Origin of the sequence: Flavobacterium saccharophilum (genome assembly GCF_900142735.1) — a bacterium.
GTDB lineage: Bacteria > Bacteroidota > Bacteroidia > Flavobacteriales > Flavobacteriaceae > Flavobacterium > Flavobacterium saccharophilum.
Genome location: NZ_FRBY01000003.1, coordinates 662,942 through 678,812 on the forward strand (window position 1 = coordinate 662,942; position 15,871 = coordinate 678,812).

Here is a 15,871-nt window from a genome sequence, read left to right on the forward strand (position 1 = left end):
TGATTTCAATTTATAAAAAGATTATTTTCCTCACGTATTTAAATTAGTCTCATCTTTTTTCAAAACGAAAAAACCCGGAAAATTTAAAAATTTTCCGGGTTTCATTTTATTTATTAATTGATTTAGAAATCTCTGTCTACATCAAAAGCTTCTAAGTACTCAGCCACTCTTTTTACAAAACTTCCTCCTAAAGCACCATCAACAACTCTGTGATCGTAAGAGTGCGATAAGAACATTTTTTGACGGATTCCGATAAAATCACCTTCCGGAGTTTCGATAACTGCCGGCACTTTACGAATTGCACCAAGTGCTAAAATACCAACTTGCGGCTGATTAATAATTGGCGTTCCGAAAACACTCCCAAAAGTACCAACGTTTGTTACCGTGTAAGTTCCGCCTTGTGTATCGTCTGGTTTTAATTTTCCAGCTTTTGCACGATTTCCTAGATCGTTAACCGCTTTTGCCATTCCAACAAGATTCAACTGATCTGCATTTTTAATTACAGGTACAATTAAGTTTCCGTTTGGTAAAGCTGCTGCCATTCCTAAATTTATATTTTTCTTTTTGATGATATAATCGCCATCAACAGAAATATTCATTCCAGGGAAATCTTTCAATGCTTTTGCAACCGCTTCCATCATAATTGGAGTAAAAGTCAGCTTCTCACCTTCTCTTTTTTCGAAAGCCGTTTTAACTTTCTCTCTCCATTTTACAATATTCGTTACATCAACCTCAATAAAAGATTGTACGTGAGCTGAAGTTTGCACAGAAGCTACCATGTATCCTGAAATCAGTTTACGCATTCTGTCCATTTCGATAATTTCATCACCTCCATTTACAGAAACCGGAACAGCTTGCTGGCTTTTTTGAACAACTGGTTCTGCAGCTTTTACTGGTTCAACCGTTTTTGCAGGTTCAGCAACCTTTGGAGTTACGACACCAGATTTACGATCTTCTATATATTTTAAAATATCTTCTTTTGTAACGCGGCCATCTTTTCCTGAACCCTGAATACTATCAAGTTCAGCAATTGAAATCCCTTCTTCTTTCGCAATATTTTTCACCAAAGGAGAAAAGAATTTGTCAGATCCTGAAAAATCTTGCGGCGCTGCCACAGTTTCCTGAGCTGCTTCTATTGTTTTTTCGATTTCCGCAACTTCTGTTGGAGTAGTAGTTTCCTCAACCACAACAGCAGCCGGAACATCACCTTCAGTTTCAATAATTGCAATAGTCTGTCCTACTTGAACCAAATCATCTTTACCAAATAATTGTTCAACTAAGATTCCTGACACTTCGCTCGGCACTTCACTGTCAACTTTATCAGTTGCAATTTCCAGTACAGCCTCATCAGCCTCAATTTTGTCTCCTACTTCTTTCAACCAGTTGGTAATAGTTGCTTCAGCGACACTTTCTCCCATTTTAGGAAGCTTTAATTCAAATCTTGCCATATTGTTAACCTCAAGGGTGATTTTGATTTTCCGATTGCGAAATTACTGAATATTTTATATATAAATTACATTTAATATAATTTTTTACTCGATTTTTATAATTTGCCCTCTATCGTTTCGCGAATCGCTTCCAATAATAAAATTTGCATTTTTGGGGAAAATCTTAAAAGTAATGTTCTTATCTTTAAGAGTTTCTATGATTTTGATACATTTTTTGAATGAAACATAGTGATTATCCAAAATTATCTCCGTCTTACCAGCCCTCAAAACAAGGCACGAATTTACCATTTTTTCTTTTTTGAAATCGAAAAACTGCACTTTATTTTTTAAAATTAAAGGCAATTTTTCAGACAAAATTTCATTTGAAGAGTAAAAAATATACGTTTCAGGTGCCAATTTTGTTTTTGGTTTTCCCTGAAACATTTTAACAAATGAAAAAACTACAATTCCAATTTTAATGAAAAAGCTAAAAAACCATGATTTCTTAAAATGCTTTTGATAAAAGAAATTCATTGCCTCTTGAAAACGATTCATGTATTTTTCGTCTTTAATTGTACTTTCTCCCTTATAATGTATTACTGTAGTTTCGTGAAAATAATAATTTGACTTTTGCTTTTGCAATGCACGGTACGACAAATCGATATCATCTGCATACATAAAACAATCTTCATCAAAACCACCAATTTCGAGGTACAAATCGCGTTGCATAAACATAAAAGCACCAACCAGAATTTCTACTTTTCCGGTTTCGTTCACATCTATATGTTGGGCATAATACTGATTAAAAAGCTTCAATTTTGGAAAAACTTTATATAAACCGAAAATCTTTGTAAAAGCAACCCAGGGTGTTGGAACTCCTCGTTTGCTTTCCGGTAGAAAATCACCTGTTCCATCAATTAATTTACAGCCAATAATTCCAAGATTTTTTTGCTCTTCGGCGAAAGCCAAAATTTTAGTAAAAGTATCTTCCGCCACAACTGTATCCGGATTTAGAATGCAAATGTATTTTCCTTTTGCCCCAGAAACACCAATATTATTTCCTTTTGGGAAACCGTAATTTTCTTTGTTTTGAATCAATTTTACAGAAGGAAAACGTTCCAGTATCATCAAACAGCTATCATCAGTTGAATTATTATCGATGACAATAATTTCTGCGTCCAACGCACTGATTGCTTCCTGAACACTTAAAACGCATTGTTCCAGAAAGTAACGCACATTATAATTAAGGATAATTACTGATAATTGCATGAAAAATTGGACTGTTGATTTTTTGGAAAGTTAGAAATTTTCTGTTAATCCCAATCGCAAAGACCAATCGTTTTTACTGACTCCGTAATCTAAGGCCAGATTACTGTTATTTTTTTTGTTCCATTTAATTCGGATTCCGGTTCCAATAGCCGGATGCCATTTATCAAATTTATAGGTATCTAACTGTGAAACCGATGAAATATTACCAAAAAATACCGCTCCAAAAAAACCATTTCTGGTGATATCCGTTCTGTATTCTGTTTCCAAATAGATCAAGGCATTGCTGCGATATCTATTTTTAGTAAAACCTCTACCGGTTTTTCCGTCACGATCCCAGCCTATACTCGGTAAATCAAGATAATGGGGTTTACCGCCAAAAGTTGACCAGTAAAAGGCACGTGAAGCCCAAACCCGATGTTTCGTTTTACTGAAAGAATGGTATTTTCGGGCATCAAAATATAAAGATTGCCATTTATTTCCGTCGACACCACTTGTGTTTATTCTTAAATCGGCTTCAACGTACAAGCCTTCTTCCGGATTAATGATATTTTTTCTGGAATCATACAGACCCTGAAAAGCAAAACCAAAAGAAGTTTCATCTGAAAAATCTCCGTTCATATATTTCACATAGTCCGTTTCTTCATCAATGTAAGATTCTTCAGAGATGTTTTGATAGTTATCGTACAGAAACCCAATTCCCAATCGATAATTCCCAACTACTTTACGGGTCACAAATTGATAAAAACGCCATTGTTGGTAATCTAAATTTGACATTTCATCTGTAGTATTATGATTTCCCAATCCGTAAGTAAGCTGCGGATAAATGAGATAACGATAATCTCCTATAAAATTCCATTTATTTTCTTTTGTATAAATATAGGACTGAATTGGAAATACAAATTGTTTATTAAAACTAAAATAAGGTGAAAAAGAAACCTGTGACATATTGGTTGTCTCATGATTCTCATCTAAATAAAAAGTGGTTAAAAAAGAAACTACCAAACCATTTGAGTTATTAGCACCAACTGGAACGGGCAATAATGAAAATGCCAATTTTCTTTGCTTACTTATTGAATCATCCTTTTTGAAAATCTTGCGAATGACATCTAAAATATCTCTGCTCTCCACAGCCGTACTATCATTTTGCGAATAACAAAATGGCGAAATAAAAAAAACAAACCAGATAAATTTGATTTTTAAACTATTCATTAAAAAGCTTTTAGAAATGCATTCTTACAAATTTAAAATTTTATTAAGACAAATACATTATTTTGAAAATAATTAAAGAAAGAAATCAAAATCGTTTAGAAAAAGTATATTTGACAGATAGAATAATTTTTAAAATAAGCTTTGACTATGATTCGTTTGTCTTTTTTATTTACAGCAATACTCTTTTTGACTTCAAATTTTGACAATCAAAATATAATCGAAAAAAATATCGATCTTGTAAAATCGAATACATGGTTTATCGCCGGGCCTGTCAACGAAAATCAGGAAATCATTAATTCAGCTCGTTTGAAAATGGGCATAGTTAAAGTTACCGCAAAAGATAATCCCGTTGGAGCAATCGAATTAAATGTTACCATTACGCCATCAGAAACAAATGATGCTATCCCGAAAAGCCTATCCAAAAATTCAGGATTTGTAACTATTACTTATAAAGCGACGCAAATTATAAAATTACAAGCCCGCGAAGGAAATAAAGAAGGAACTGGCTGTGTTCACGGAGGATCGCATCCGAGAGTTGACCTGCCGGCTTCTCCAAATAAATTTACTACATTAAAAATTCCATGGAAAAACTTTAAACAAGACGGATTAACTGATGGAAAACTTTTAAATATCAATAATTTATGCAAATTTAATTTTGTGAATTATAATCCGGTTTCTGGTGCGACACTGGAAATAAAATCTGTTGTAATTAAAAACTAATATCAAAATGAATACTAAACTTTTCCTTTCTTTTTTCTTTTTAGTAATGATCTCCAACTTTGGGTTTAGCCAAAAAAAAGGAACTGCTAAAAAAATTGACATCAATGGTGTTTGGGAAGACATTAATACTGGTGTTCAAAATGCAGTTGCGATTATATCTGAACAAAATGGGAAAGTAATTTTTTCGCATTATTTAGAATGGAAAGGACAAAAGTTTGTAGAAAGCGGAACAGGAACAAGAAAAGGAAATACCATTATTTATACCGTTTCTGTTACGTTACCAATTGAAGGCTGGGCAACAAAAGGCATCCATACTTTACAATTATCTGAAGACGGAAATACACTGGAAGGCACTTTTGTAGATAATAAAAAAAGAGAAGGACCAATCTCTTTTAAACGTATTAGATAAAATTGTTTCAGATTTCAGGTTTTCCAGAACCTGAAACCTGAATTAAAAACAACTTCCTCACAGATGCAATTGAATTTTATACTTATTACAGATTTTCATCACGAACAACATAATTGTTGAAAAGACTAAACTCCAAATAATTCCCGGAACTCCTTCTCTCAAATATTCAGGTATAATTTCTATTTTGAAAGCTAAATTGAAATAATAAATCACACCTGGTAAGATATAAATCAATAGAGGATTTGCTGCTGCGGGCATGAAGAAATTGCTCCATTTTGTTTGTTTTTTGATTTCCATTAACCAATAAAGAAAGTAAAACAAGACTGTACAAATTCCAGCTGAAATCATCGTCCATGATGGTGTTCCTTTTATTTTTGAAATTCCAAAATAAGGACGAAGAAAAAAGCCCGCAGCAAAAAAGAAAACCGCAAAACCAATTATAGACCAATTGATTTTAGGCGCAACTTTTTGATCAAAAAATAATAGCGAAATAATTATACCTGCAGAAACTAAAGAAGCGTGGGTCAAATGTCCCGCTATAAAACTAAGTAGAGAAGATTGCTGTATTAGAAATCCTTCCATTAAATTCATCGAATTTGCTGCTATACAAAATATTAAAAAAGTAATCATCGCCCACAATCTTCCGGAAACCAGCCAATAATAAACTACTGAAAAAAGGTAAGCCCAACCTATCAGCCCTAAAATTCCCCACCATTTCGGAGTCATTCCGATATCTCCAGTATCCTGAACATATAAAAAGTAAAGCCCTATCAAAACTAACATTCCGCCATATTGCAATGTGTTTTTTAACCAAATAGGAAAATCTTTAGGATATTTGTTCCAGATAGGAATAGGCATTGCATAAACTAAAAGTCCCCAAATAGCAGGTGCAATCAGCATTTTTGAAGCATCATAACCATACTCTGCATTTACCATAAAAACACCAATAATAATTAATGCCACTGCCCGTTTTAAAGTATGACTCCAGATTGTTTTGGTGCTATCACCTTTAAGCAATCTTGCATTAAATGCAAAGGGAACAGACATTCCTACAATAAATAAGAAAGATGGAAAAACAAGATCTACAAAAGTCATGGCATCCGCATCTGCCGGCATGTGCTTCATCCATTGCGGAACGTTTTTAACACTGGCTAGCTCATTTACAAAAATCATTACAAAAATGGTAATTCCTCGCAAAGCATCAATTGAAATAATCCTCTTATTATACAAGTTCTCTTTAACTCTCATAAAATACTACGTTATTAATAGTAACAAATATAGAATAATAGACTAAATATCAAATTTTGAATTTGATAATAAATCCCTCCTGATGATCTACCATAAAATCATTACAATTTACCCTTAAAAATCCTATCAAATTCTTTATTTTTGCAGCATGTTATCATTCTTAAAATCAAAACCGTACTTAAAGGACCTTCTGACTGGAAATTATGTCGATATTCATTCACATTTGTTACCAGGAATTGATGATGGTGCCAAAACAATAGGAGACACAAGTAAACTTGCCAAATGTTTTCAGGAAATGGGCGTATCTCAATTTATTACCACACCGCATATCAGCCATTACATTTGGAATAACTCTCCAGAGGCCATTATCGCTAAACACGCAGAAACAAAACTCTTATTAGAAGGAGAAAATATCAAAATACCATTTCAGGCTGCTGCAGAATATTTCATGGATGATTGGTTTGAAACCCATTTTCAGAATGAAAAATTATTGACCTTAAAAGACAATTACGTTCTGGTTGAAATGTCCTATATGAATGCCCCTGTTCAATTGTACAAAATCCTTTTTGATTTACAGGTAGCAGGTTATATTCCGGTTTTAGCGCACCCTGAAAGATATTTGTTCTATCATAAAAACTTCAATGAATATCATAAGCTAAAAAAAGCCGGATGCCTGTTTCAATTAAATCTACTCGCAGTGGTTGGTTATTATGGAAGCGAAATTACTAAAGTAGCTGAGGAGCTTCTTAAAAAAGGGATGTATGATTTTGTTGGTACTGATGTGCATCATAATAACCATATTGCCTCCTTTAAGCAAAAAATAAAGATTGAGAACTCGAATGTTCCAGCCTTAAAAGAAATTATCGCTAACAATCAGTTTTTTAAATTTTAATTTTATAAAAGCATAAAAAAAGGGATCAATTACTAATTGATCCCTTTTTTTATGCTTCCTATTCTTTTGTCTATTTCGACAATAACTTCTTATACCACGCTTTTTTCTCTTCCCTTACACCATAACCATAGCCATAACCATAGCCTTTTGTAGAGTCGGTATCATTAAGAACTATACACATATTAGGTAATTTCTTTTCCTTATAGAAAGTATTGGCAATGCCTAGCATACGTTTCTCTAATACATTAGCACGCATTACATATACAAAAGTATCTGCATTTTTAGCAATTAATATCGTATCTGTAACCAAGCTTACCGCAGCAGTATCCACAATAATGTAGTCATATTCTTTTTTAAGCTCTGCAAAAAGCTGATCTACTTTTTTGCCCATTAATAATTCAGCCGGGTTTGGCGGAATTACACCTGAAGGCAGAATAAAGAAATTCTCATAACCATTATGTTTGATAATATAGTCCTGAACATTTTTATCATTTGCTGATAAATAATTCGTTAAACCTAAACTAGGAACATCAATATATTCACCAAATTTTGGGTTTCTAATATCCGCACCAATTAATAAAACTCTTCGTCCTGACAAAGCAAAAGTAGCTGCAAGATTTACTGATATAAATGTTTTACCTTCTGATGGAAAAGTCGAAGTCACAAATATAGTCTTCGCTATTCCCTCAGGGACTTTATTCAGCATAAACTCCAGATTGGTTCTAACAATACGTATTGCTTCTGCCGAACTGGTTCGACTCTCCGATTTTATTAACTCAGCAATATCTTCTGAAGTTGGCACATCACCTATAAAAGGAATTTGTGTTTTCCCTTCTAAATCTAACTTACTCTTAATTTTAGTATCTAATAAATCATTAGCATAAATAATTCCGAACGGAACTAATAAACCCAATAACATTCCTGCCAGATAAATTATCTTCTTCTTTGGACTAACAGGATCTTTATCTGCCTTCGCTGCATCAATAACGCGTGCATTTGGTTCTGTCGCCGCTAATGAAATAGCCGTTTCTTCCCGTTTTTGAAGCAAGTATAAATACAATTCTTCTTTTACTTTTTGCTGCCTGGCAATTACCCTAAACTGACGCTCCTGAACCGGAATTTTTCCAATTTTACTATTCAAGATCCCTTCCTGGCTTTTTATATCACGATTTTGAATTTGCAGATTAGCCTGCATACGTCTTAAACTGGCAGCTACATTAGATTTAAGCGACGAAATCTGCTGATCTAGTTTCACTACTGATGGATTTTCAACTGTTGCCGACTTTAAAATTCTATTGCGATCTAATACCAATTGATTATACGAACTGATAAGCCCGGAAGCATCTCCGTTATCCGTAATCATGTTAGAAGGAAGTAAATCTGAATTTGTACTCTTTTTCATGAAATCCAACATAGAAGAAACAACACTCAGCTGAATTTCAGTTTCCACTCCTTTTTTATCATACTCACTTGAACCTTCAATAAAAAGTTTTGCTTCAGATTCAATATCGGTTAATTTATTCGCCTTCTTGAAGCTTTCTACATCCTGCTCAACACCGTCTAATTCCTGCGCTATTAGCGCTAATCGACCAGCAATAAATTTAGAAGTATTTTCAGAAATGTAATTTTTATCTTCTGCTGCATTTTCGTTATAGATCTGTATCATATTATCGAGAAAATCCTCTGCCTTTTTTTTCACAGGATCTGATATAGAAACATTTACTACACTGCTAGTCTTGCTTATGGCCTCAATTTTCAACCTATCTCTAACACCCGCAGTGACATTCTCAATAGGACTAATTACTATTTTAATTGATTTATCATTTTCAAAATCATTTCCTCCGTAATATTCTGTTTTATCGATAATTAATATTCCAAATCTGGTAGGTATTTTTTTCCCAAAACTAAACTGCTTTTCATCTGATAAAATAACATTTTGAACGGTAGACTTATCATCTATTACATTCTCTAAACTAAATTTATTATTAGGCAATAAATCTAAGTTTAAAATTACATTCGCCTCAATCAATAACTCGCTCTTATTAACAAAACGAACATTTATAGGAGCTATTCCATAAATATCACGATCTACAACATTACCCTCAACAAATAGACTAACATTCAAATTGAGTTTTTCCACAGTAGATTCTGCTAACGTTCTCGACTTTAGAATCTCTATCTCGTTATCGACATTATTTACAGATCCCCCACTTAGTCCTAAATCTGAAAAAGCAGATAATTCCGAAAGCATACCTCCCTTTTTTTCATCTTTTACTAAGATAGAAGTAGTAGCTTCATAACTCGGCGTAGTATAACGTAAATACAAAAAGGTTAAAGACAAGCCTATTAAAATACTTAACACAAACCATTTCCAGTGGATTAAATATTTATTTAACAATTCACGAAGGTTTACTTCACTGATTTCGTCTTCAACATCATTATAAAAATCTTGCATTGTTTATATTTATAAGTATTATTTAAAAAGCAGGACACAAAGCGATATCAAGATCGAAATAGCCGATATTATCACAGAAGTATTAGGGCCTACTGCAGAAGCATTTACCTTTACATTATTAGGTTGTACATAGACCACATCATTTTGTGCAAGATAATAAAACGGTGAATTAATGAAATCAGCACTAGTAATATCAACCCTGCTGTAGGATTTTACACCATTTACCTCCCTGATGACCAAGATATTATTTCTTTTTCCGTATATTGTTAAATCTTTAGCCATACTTAAAGCTTCAATTAATGTAATTCTTTCTGATTCGACTGAATATGTTCCTGGTAGATTAACTTCTCCCTGCAACGAAATTTTAAAATTCATAATACGAAGATTAATGATAGGCTTTTTAATATAGATACCTATCTTATCTTGTAATAACTTAAGTACTTCACTTCTGGTAAGTCCTCCAACATGAAGTTTACCAATTATAGGAAATTCAATCATCCCATTACTATCTACTAAATAAGATTGAATGGTTTGTTGTCCTGTCGCTAAGTCAAGTCGGCTTGAATTTCCAACAACTACCGTACTTAAATTAAATGGCTTAGCTACTTCAGGATCCTCTGCTGAAACTATTATCATTAACAAATCATCTGGTTGGATTTTAATTTCGTAAAAATTTGCGTTATTCTGTATGTTAGTTTTATCAATGTTTTGATAGTACACTATATTTCGTTTTGATGCACAAGAAAAACACAAAAATAAAAGTGATAAAAAACTAGTTATTTTTATAATCAAAGAAAAATTCAATTTCATTAGGTCTACAATTTTACAGGCAAATATAGGAATTAAGATACCTTATGCCATTATTTTTTTAAATTTTTAAAAGTGTATTTATTTACATTTAATAAACTATACAAACAAAACATTCTTGCACCAAATTAATAGGCATTTTCTTCCCCTTTAAATACATTAAAAATAGTTTTGATAATTATTTTTATATCTAATAATAAACTCCAGTTTTCAATGTACCAAATATCATATTCTACTCTATTTTTCATATCAATTAATTCCTTTGTCTCGCCTCTATAACCATTAACCTGAGCCCACCCTGTAATACCAGGTTTTGCGTATTGTCGCACTAAATAATTATTAATCAATTCAGTGTATTGTCTGGTATGATTGACCATGTGTGGTCGAGGGCCAACCACAGACATATGCCCATAAAAAACATTGAAAAATTGTGGCAATTCATCAATACTCGTTTTACGCATAAACGCACCAAATTTTGTTACTCGACTATCGCCCTTTTTAGCTTGTTTTTGATCGGCGACTCCATTCAGACGCATACTTCTAAATTTTAGACAATTAAAACTTATGTTGTCGCGCCCTGAACGCTCTTGTATAAAAAAAACAGGTCCTGGAGATTCAATCTTTATAATTAACATTAAAATCGGAAACAGCCATGGAAAAACCAAAATTATAACGGCAAAAGAAAAACAAATATCAAATGTCTTTTTTACTAAACGATTTACTGTAAACTCCAAAGGCTCTCGCCTAAACATTAGTACGGGTGTATTTTCATAGAATGAAATTTCGACCTTACTAGATTTGGTATACAATTGAAAGTCAGGAATAAATTTTATGCGCACCATATGATGTTCACAAACATGGATTAATTTATTAATAACTGCAATATTATCAATATGTAAAGCTACATACATTTCATCAACTTCCTCATTAATAATGTATTCTTCTATAGCATCAAATCCTCCCACAACAGGAGAAGATATAAAAGCAAAAGGATCTACTTTTTCATCAAAAAAGCCTAAAAAACGATAGCCATAGGTCAGATCTTTTGCTAAGATTTTACGCATTCTTTCACCAGTATCGTTAGCTCCAATTATAATAAATTTTCGAAAATTAAAACCTTTTTTTCTAATGTACTTTAATATTTTCATGGATAAATAACGGGAAATCACCAGTAGACAAAAGAAAACAATATAAAAAAACACCAATCTAAGTCTGGATATATCAGAATATTTTAGAAAAACGACAAAAATAGCAGTTATGGCTGCATGGACGATTATTTTTTTTATTGTTCTTCTTACAATAGATTCTATTCGCTCTATTCTAATAATTCGATAAGAATCTTTATAAAGCAATAAACCTATCCAAATTAAATTAGCCAATAGTGAAACTGTCTCAACTTCTTTTAAAAACAGTTTATCTATGCTACCAAATCTTAATATTGCTGAAAACACAATAGCGGTATTTAACAACACAACATCCCAAACTACAAAAAGAAGTTTGAAATAACGAGAAAAATGATATTGAGATAATTTTTGTAAAACCTTCATATTTTCACTTAGATTACGACAAAAAAAGAATTATGACTTAGATTCATTTATACTTTAAAATTAGTTTTTAAATTTTTCCTTTAAAATTAATTTAATAAAAACGGGACCAAAATATAAATACCTTCTCCACATTCTTTTAGGTTCTTTGAGCAACCTTATAAACCATTCTAACGATAAGTCAACCCAAAATTTATTAGGTCGGATAATAGTACCTGCATAAAAATCAAATACGGCGCCTATTGAACAAATTATTTTAGCATCAAGCATATTTTTATGCTTGTAAGACCATTTTTCCTGCTTTGGAGCCGTCATTCCAACAAATAAAACGTCTGGCATAAAAGCATTTACCTTTTCAATCATTTCGTTATTTTCAATTTCAGAAAATTCTGTTTTATAAGGAGGTGAAAAGAAATCTACTTGAATATTAGGAAACTCTTTAGAAATTCGTTCTGCAATTTTATTAAGGGTAGTTTCTGAAGAGCCTAAATAAAAACACTTTCCCTTTTTTTTATCCAGATCCTGTAAAAGATAATGATGAATATCTGCACCCGCAATTTTTTTAATATTCTTGTTGTACAAAAATTTAATAGCACTTACAATTCCAACTCCATCTGGTAACAAAATATCTGAATTCTGAAGTGCCTTTTTAAATTCGGCATCCTTCTCAGCTATACAATAGGAATATTGATTAATTGTATTAATTAATATTTTATCGTTTATTTCATATTTCAGTAATTCTGCATTATAAATATTATAATCCTTTAAAGAAACAGTACAGGCAGTTTTAAGCATTTTTATTTTATTACTTATAAGATTTAATGATCCAATATTACCCTAAATCCTCATTTTAAACAATTTAACTTAAGTTAATAATATATATTTATTACTTTAAGTTCTTTTTATTAAAATATGTTAAAAAAAATTGTTTTTTCCTAAATATTGGAGATACAATTCTTCCATAAAATATTCTTGAAAAGAAGCCAAAATAACTTTTAAAAGATTTAAAAATTACTGGATTAATTTTCACATCAGTTTCAAATAAATACTCCCGCTTATTACTATCATCAAATAAAATTTTATATCTATTATAAGCATTTGTATGAGTAGCCATTTCATCAAAACCTAAATTTTTAACTTTAGATTTAATAGGATAAAGTGTAAGTTGCTTTTTTTTAAACTGATCAAAATACCAACGAATAGCCCATGAATCAATTTTGCCATCCACCTGCCTTTGAAGCATATCATTAAGATCCGATCCCCCAATAGCAAATCGCCTTCTTTCGGTCTTACTAGAAACAAAATTTTTAAAATCTTTCAATTCCCAATCCACACCTTCCCATCTATTTCTCCATGTTGCCCATCCCCAAGACATCCCGCGAGGTGTAAAATATACATCATATTCATAATTTTCAGGTAACCGAACATGTAGCCCGTAACCCGAAATGGAGAATACCTTTTGATTACTTTCATAAGATACTAATGAGGTATTCATAAAATCCAAAAAATTAGAACTTGTAACAAGATCATCTTCAAGTACTATGACCTTTTCATACTTCTTCATTACCTCACTCACTCCATTTATAATAGAACTTGCAAGACCTTTATTTATATTTGATTCATAAATTTTAATAGTTTTAAAACCACTAATGGAATGAATATATTTTCTCACTTCAGAAACCATCTCCTGATCATGAATACCTTTTGCTGCGTCAGAAAATATATAAAGATCAGACCCTAAAGCAAGATGATTTCTTTGCAGAGCTTCGATCGTCTTTATTAAGGTATCGACACGTTTGTATGTAAAGAGGACTATTGGTGCTAATTCTGTCATTTGTTATTTTACTATTTTTTGATATAATTTTGGATTGATCATTTTCACGTATGCTTTAATAGCAAAAATTATCCACTTGACTCCCCAAAAATTTTTTCTAAACTTAATGTATTCTTTAATATTTAATCCCCTTGGAGAATGTAATAATTGCCAACGTTTTTTTAAAGGTACACTAGGATTACACCATCCCGGAATTCCTTCATTAGGGGAACACATGGCTATATATGTTTTAGTCGTATACAAATTAAAATTAGCTTTCAGGGCGCGTAAACCATAATCATAATCTCCCATACCATGAGTATAATCATTAGATAAATTACCTAATTCTTCAAAAACAGTTTTCGGTATTAAAACAGCATTACCATTTATATATTTACAAAATTGCAATCCTCCATTAGGATAAACAGGCCCCTGTTCAGTCCTACCACCATAAGAAAAGGTGTCACTATTCACTTTCGCTCTACAGGCTGCCGTTATTATCAAATCCTTTTCTACAATTAATTTAGCTTCTTGATAAGTATCATACAAATTTAATAGAGCATTTTTGTCTAAAATTGTATCGTCATTCAACCAAAAATAAAAATCATAATCTTTTGTTTTACTAGCTGTATCCCATGCCAGTCTCATTCCTTGATTCCAAAAAAGATTACCATTACCCTGGATGATAGATACAAAAGGAAAATTAGCCTTTATTGCTGTAGCTGTACCATCAGTAGAACCATCATCCACTAGGAAAACGTCAATTTTAAATAGAAGCTCCAGAGCTTCTTGATCAAATAAAGCATTTAAGGATTCCAGCGTTTTTTCTTTACGGTTGTAACAAGTTAAAATAACAGCAATATTAAGCATAAAGATTATAAATAATTTAAAAAAGTGTTGGAGAAAATACCATTTCCTAATCTATATGTCCAGGTCCCAGCATCTAAATAATAGATGTAAGTTGCTAGTAGAAAAATAATAATGGACTGTAATTGAATAGGACCAAATTTAAAATACCACGCATAAATTAAAAATATGAATGGAAAAAATGGCCAAAGATAAAAATTGAATCTACTGGATAATTCAGCCTGACTCAAATTCGCCAAAATGAACAAACTTAAAATGGCAAGTATGTTAAAAAAATGAACTAACCCCTTATTATTTTTAAATAGAGGCTTCAGATAATAAATAAAATAAAAAGGCAAGATAGTTATTACAACGACCGTGATAATTTTAGCCGGAGTTAACGGTTCCAATTCAAATACTGTATTCTTACTAGCTCTATCAAAAGCATACTTTAGTAAAGGTATACCACTAAATAATGATGCCCCTATACTTGCAATAATTTGTATACCAAAGATTCCACAAAGTAAAAGAAGAGTTTTAACAGAAAAAGTTTTCTTTAGGAAAGGCATAAAGAGATAGGGCACAAAAAAAATAGCAGAAGAATGGCAAAATATCATGCAAAGAATTAATAAAATAGAATTTTTACCATAAAACAATTTATTAACTAAAATATACATTAATAAAGATGCTGCGAGAAACTGCCTCAGTAATTGAGCAGACATTGTAAATACGAAAGGTGTAAAAGCCATTACAAAAACTGCTGTTACCACATATGCTTTAGGAATATTTAATGATTTTCCAAATTTCAAAACTGCTAAATTCAAAAAACTGTAAGCAAAAAAACTATACAGAATAATATACAACTTGGTATTATCTCCGGCAATTAAATATAAAAAATAATTAAACGTTGAAAATCCCAATTCCTTACCTGTTCCTGTAAGGCCAAATGAAAAAATATATTGTAAAAAAGGCATTTTACCAGCATCTAGATAACCAGACAAATACCAAACTAAATCATTTTCGGGCACTTTAGTAGAATTAACCAATCCATTAAAAAGAGCCGTTAGAAAACAAGCAAATGCACTAAGTATAATATTATTTTCTTTGCTAAATAATAAATAGACAAACAGCAATATTATTGCAAAAAAAGGATTTACAATAAAGAATAACAAAAAGTAAATCATAACAGGTAATGATTTTATCACTAAATTTCTTTGTGATAAATTTGACCT

14 protein-coding genes are annotated in these 15,871 nt (G+C 31.7%); 3 read left to right on the top strand and 11 right to left on the bottom strand.

Features of this window, described 5'->3' with window-relative positions; translation table 11 throughout:
- Nucleotides 1-122: 122 nt before the first annotated feature.
- The 3 genes from BUA98_RS12870 to BUA98_RS12880 form a co-directional block, all read right to left on the bottom strand.
- Nucleotides 123-1,448: a dihydrolipoamide acetyltransferase family protein gene (locus tag BUA98_RS12870; protein ID WP_072973056.1), complete on the bottom strand. Its 1,326-nt coding sequence runs from the start codon at nucleotides 1,446-1,448 to the stop codon at nucleotides 123-125.
- 84 nt (nucleotides 1,449-1,532) lie between these two features.
- The gene (locus tag BUA98_RS12875) at nucleotides 1,533-2,696 is read right to left on the bottom strand and encodes a glycosyltransferase family 2 protein (RefSeq protein WP_072973059.1); all 1,164 of its coding nucleotides are present in this window, start codon (nucleotides 2,694-2,696) and stop codon (nucleotides 1,533-1,535) included.
- A 30-nt stretch (nucleotides 2,697-2,726) separates the two neighbouring features.
- Nucleotides 2,727-3,905 carry an outer membrane protein assembly factor gene (locus tag BUA98_RS12880; protein WP_244279203.1) on the bottom strand — a complete coding sequence of 393 codons (1,179 nt, stop codon included), beginning with the start codon at nucleotides 3,903-3,905 and terminating at the stop codon, nucleotides 2,727-2,729.
- A gap of 147 nt (nucleotides 3,906-4,052) precedes the next feature.
- On the opposite strand from BUA98_RS12880, the gene BUA98_RS12885 reads away from it, so the two are divergent.
- Both BUA98_RS12885 and BUA98_RS12890 read left to right on the top strand, forming a co-directional pair.
- Nucleotides 4,053-4,625, top strand: a complete 573-nt coding sequence (locus BUA98_RS12885) for a hypothetical protein (protein ID WP_072973061.1) — start codon at nucleotides 4,053-4,055, stop codon at nucleotides 4,623-4,625.
- A gap of 7 nt (nucleotides 4,626-4,632) precedes the next feature.
- Nucleotides 4,633-5,034 carry a hypothetical protein gene (locus BUA98_RS12890; RefSeq protein ID WP_072973063.1) on the top strand — a complete coding sequence of 134 codons (402 nt, stop codon included), beginning with the start codon at nucleotides 4,633-4,635 and terminating at the stop codon, nucleotides 5,032-5,034.
- 57 nt (nucleotides 5,035-5,091) lie between these two features.
- On the opposite strand, the gene BUA98_RS12895 is transcribed toward BUA98_RS12890, so the two are convergent.
- The gene (locus tag BUA98_RS12895; protein WP_072973073.1) at nucleotides 5,092-6,282 is read right to left on the bottom strand and encodes a DUF5009 domain-containing protein; all 1,191 of its coding nucleotides are present in this window, start codon (nucleotides 6,280-6,282) and stop codon (nucleotides 5,092-5,094) included.
- Between the two features lie 148 nt (nucleotides 6,283-6,430).
- Between BUA98_RS12895 and BUA98_RS12900 the strand changes: the two genes are divergently transcribed.
- Nucleotides 6,431-7,174, top strand: coding sequence for a tyrosine-protein phosphatase (locus BUA98_RS12900; protein WP_072973075.1), 744 nt, complete (start codon nucleotides 6,431-6,433; stop codon nucleotides 7,172-7,174).
- Nucleotides 7,175-7,244: 70 nt separating this feature from the next.
- Here BUA98_RS12900 and BUA98_RS12905 read toward each other — a convergent pair whose 3' ends face one another.
- From BUA98_RS12905 to BUA98_RS12935, 7 genes are all read right to left on the bottom strand, one after another.
- Entirely contained in the window at nucleotides 7,245-9,629 is a 2,385-nt protein-coding gene (locus tag BUA98_RS12905; RefSeq protein ID WP_072973077.1) for a GumC family protein, read from the bottom strand.
- 18 nt (nucleotides 9,630-9,647) lie between these two features.
- Nucleotides 9,648-10,439, bottom strand: a complete 792-nt coding sequence (locus BUA98_RS12910) for a polysaccharide biosynthesis/export family protein (RefSeq protein ID WP_072973078.1) — start codon at nucleotides 10,437-10,439, stop codon at nucleotides 9,648-9,650.
- Nucleotides 10,440-10,564: 125 nt separating this feature from the next.
- Nucleotides 10,565-11,983: an undecaprenyl-phosphate glucose phosphotransferase gene (locus BUA98_RS12915; protein WP_072973080.1), complete on the bottom strand. Its 1,419-nt coding sequence runs from the start codon at nucleotides 11,981-11,983 to the stop codon at nucleotides 10,565-10,567.
- A 60-nt stretch (nucleotides 11,984-12,043) separates the two neighbouring features.
- On the bottom strand, nucleotides 12,044-12,775 hold the full coding sequence (locus BUA98_RS12920; protein WP_072973082.1) for a WecB/TagA/CpsF family glycosyltransferase: 732 nt from the start codon (nucleotides 12,773-12,775) through the stop codon (nucleotides 12,044-12,046).
- Between the two features lie 91 nt (nucleotides 12,776-12,866).
- Nucleotides 12,867-13,814, bottom strand: coding sequence for a glycosyltransferase family protein (locus tag BUA98_RS12925; protein WP_072973084.1), 948 nt, complete (start codon nucleotides 13,812-13,814; stop codon nucleotides 12,867-12,869).
- 3 nt (nucleotides 13,815-13,817) lie between these two features.
- Complete coding sequence (locus tag BUA98_RS12930; protein ID WP_072973086.1) at nucleotides 13,818-14,663, bottom strand: glycosyltransferase family 2 protein; 846 nt, start codon at nucleotides 14,661-14,663, stop codon at nucleotides 13,818-13,820.
- Between the two features lie 5 nt (nucleotides 14,664-14,668).
- Nucleotides 14,669-15,844, bottom strand: coding sequence for an EpsG family protein (locus BUA98_RS12935; protein ID WP_159433466.1), 1,176 nt, complete (start codon nucleotides 15,842-15,844; stop codon nucleotides 14,669-14,671).
- Nucleotides 15,845-15,871: the final 27 nt, after the last annotated feature.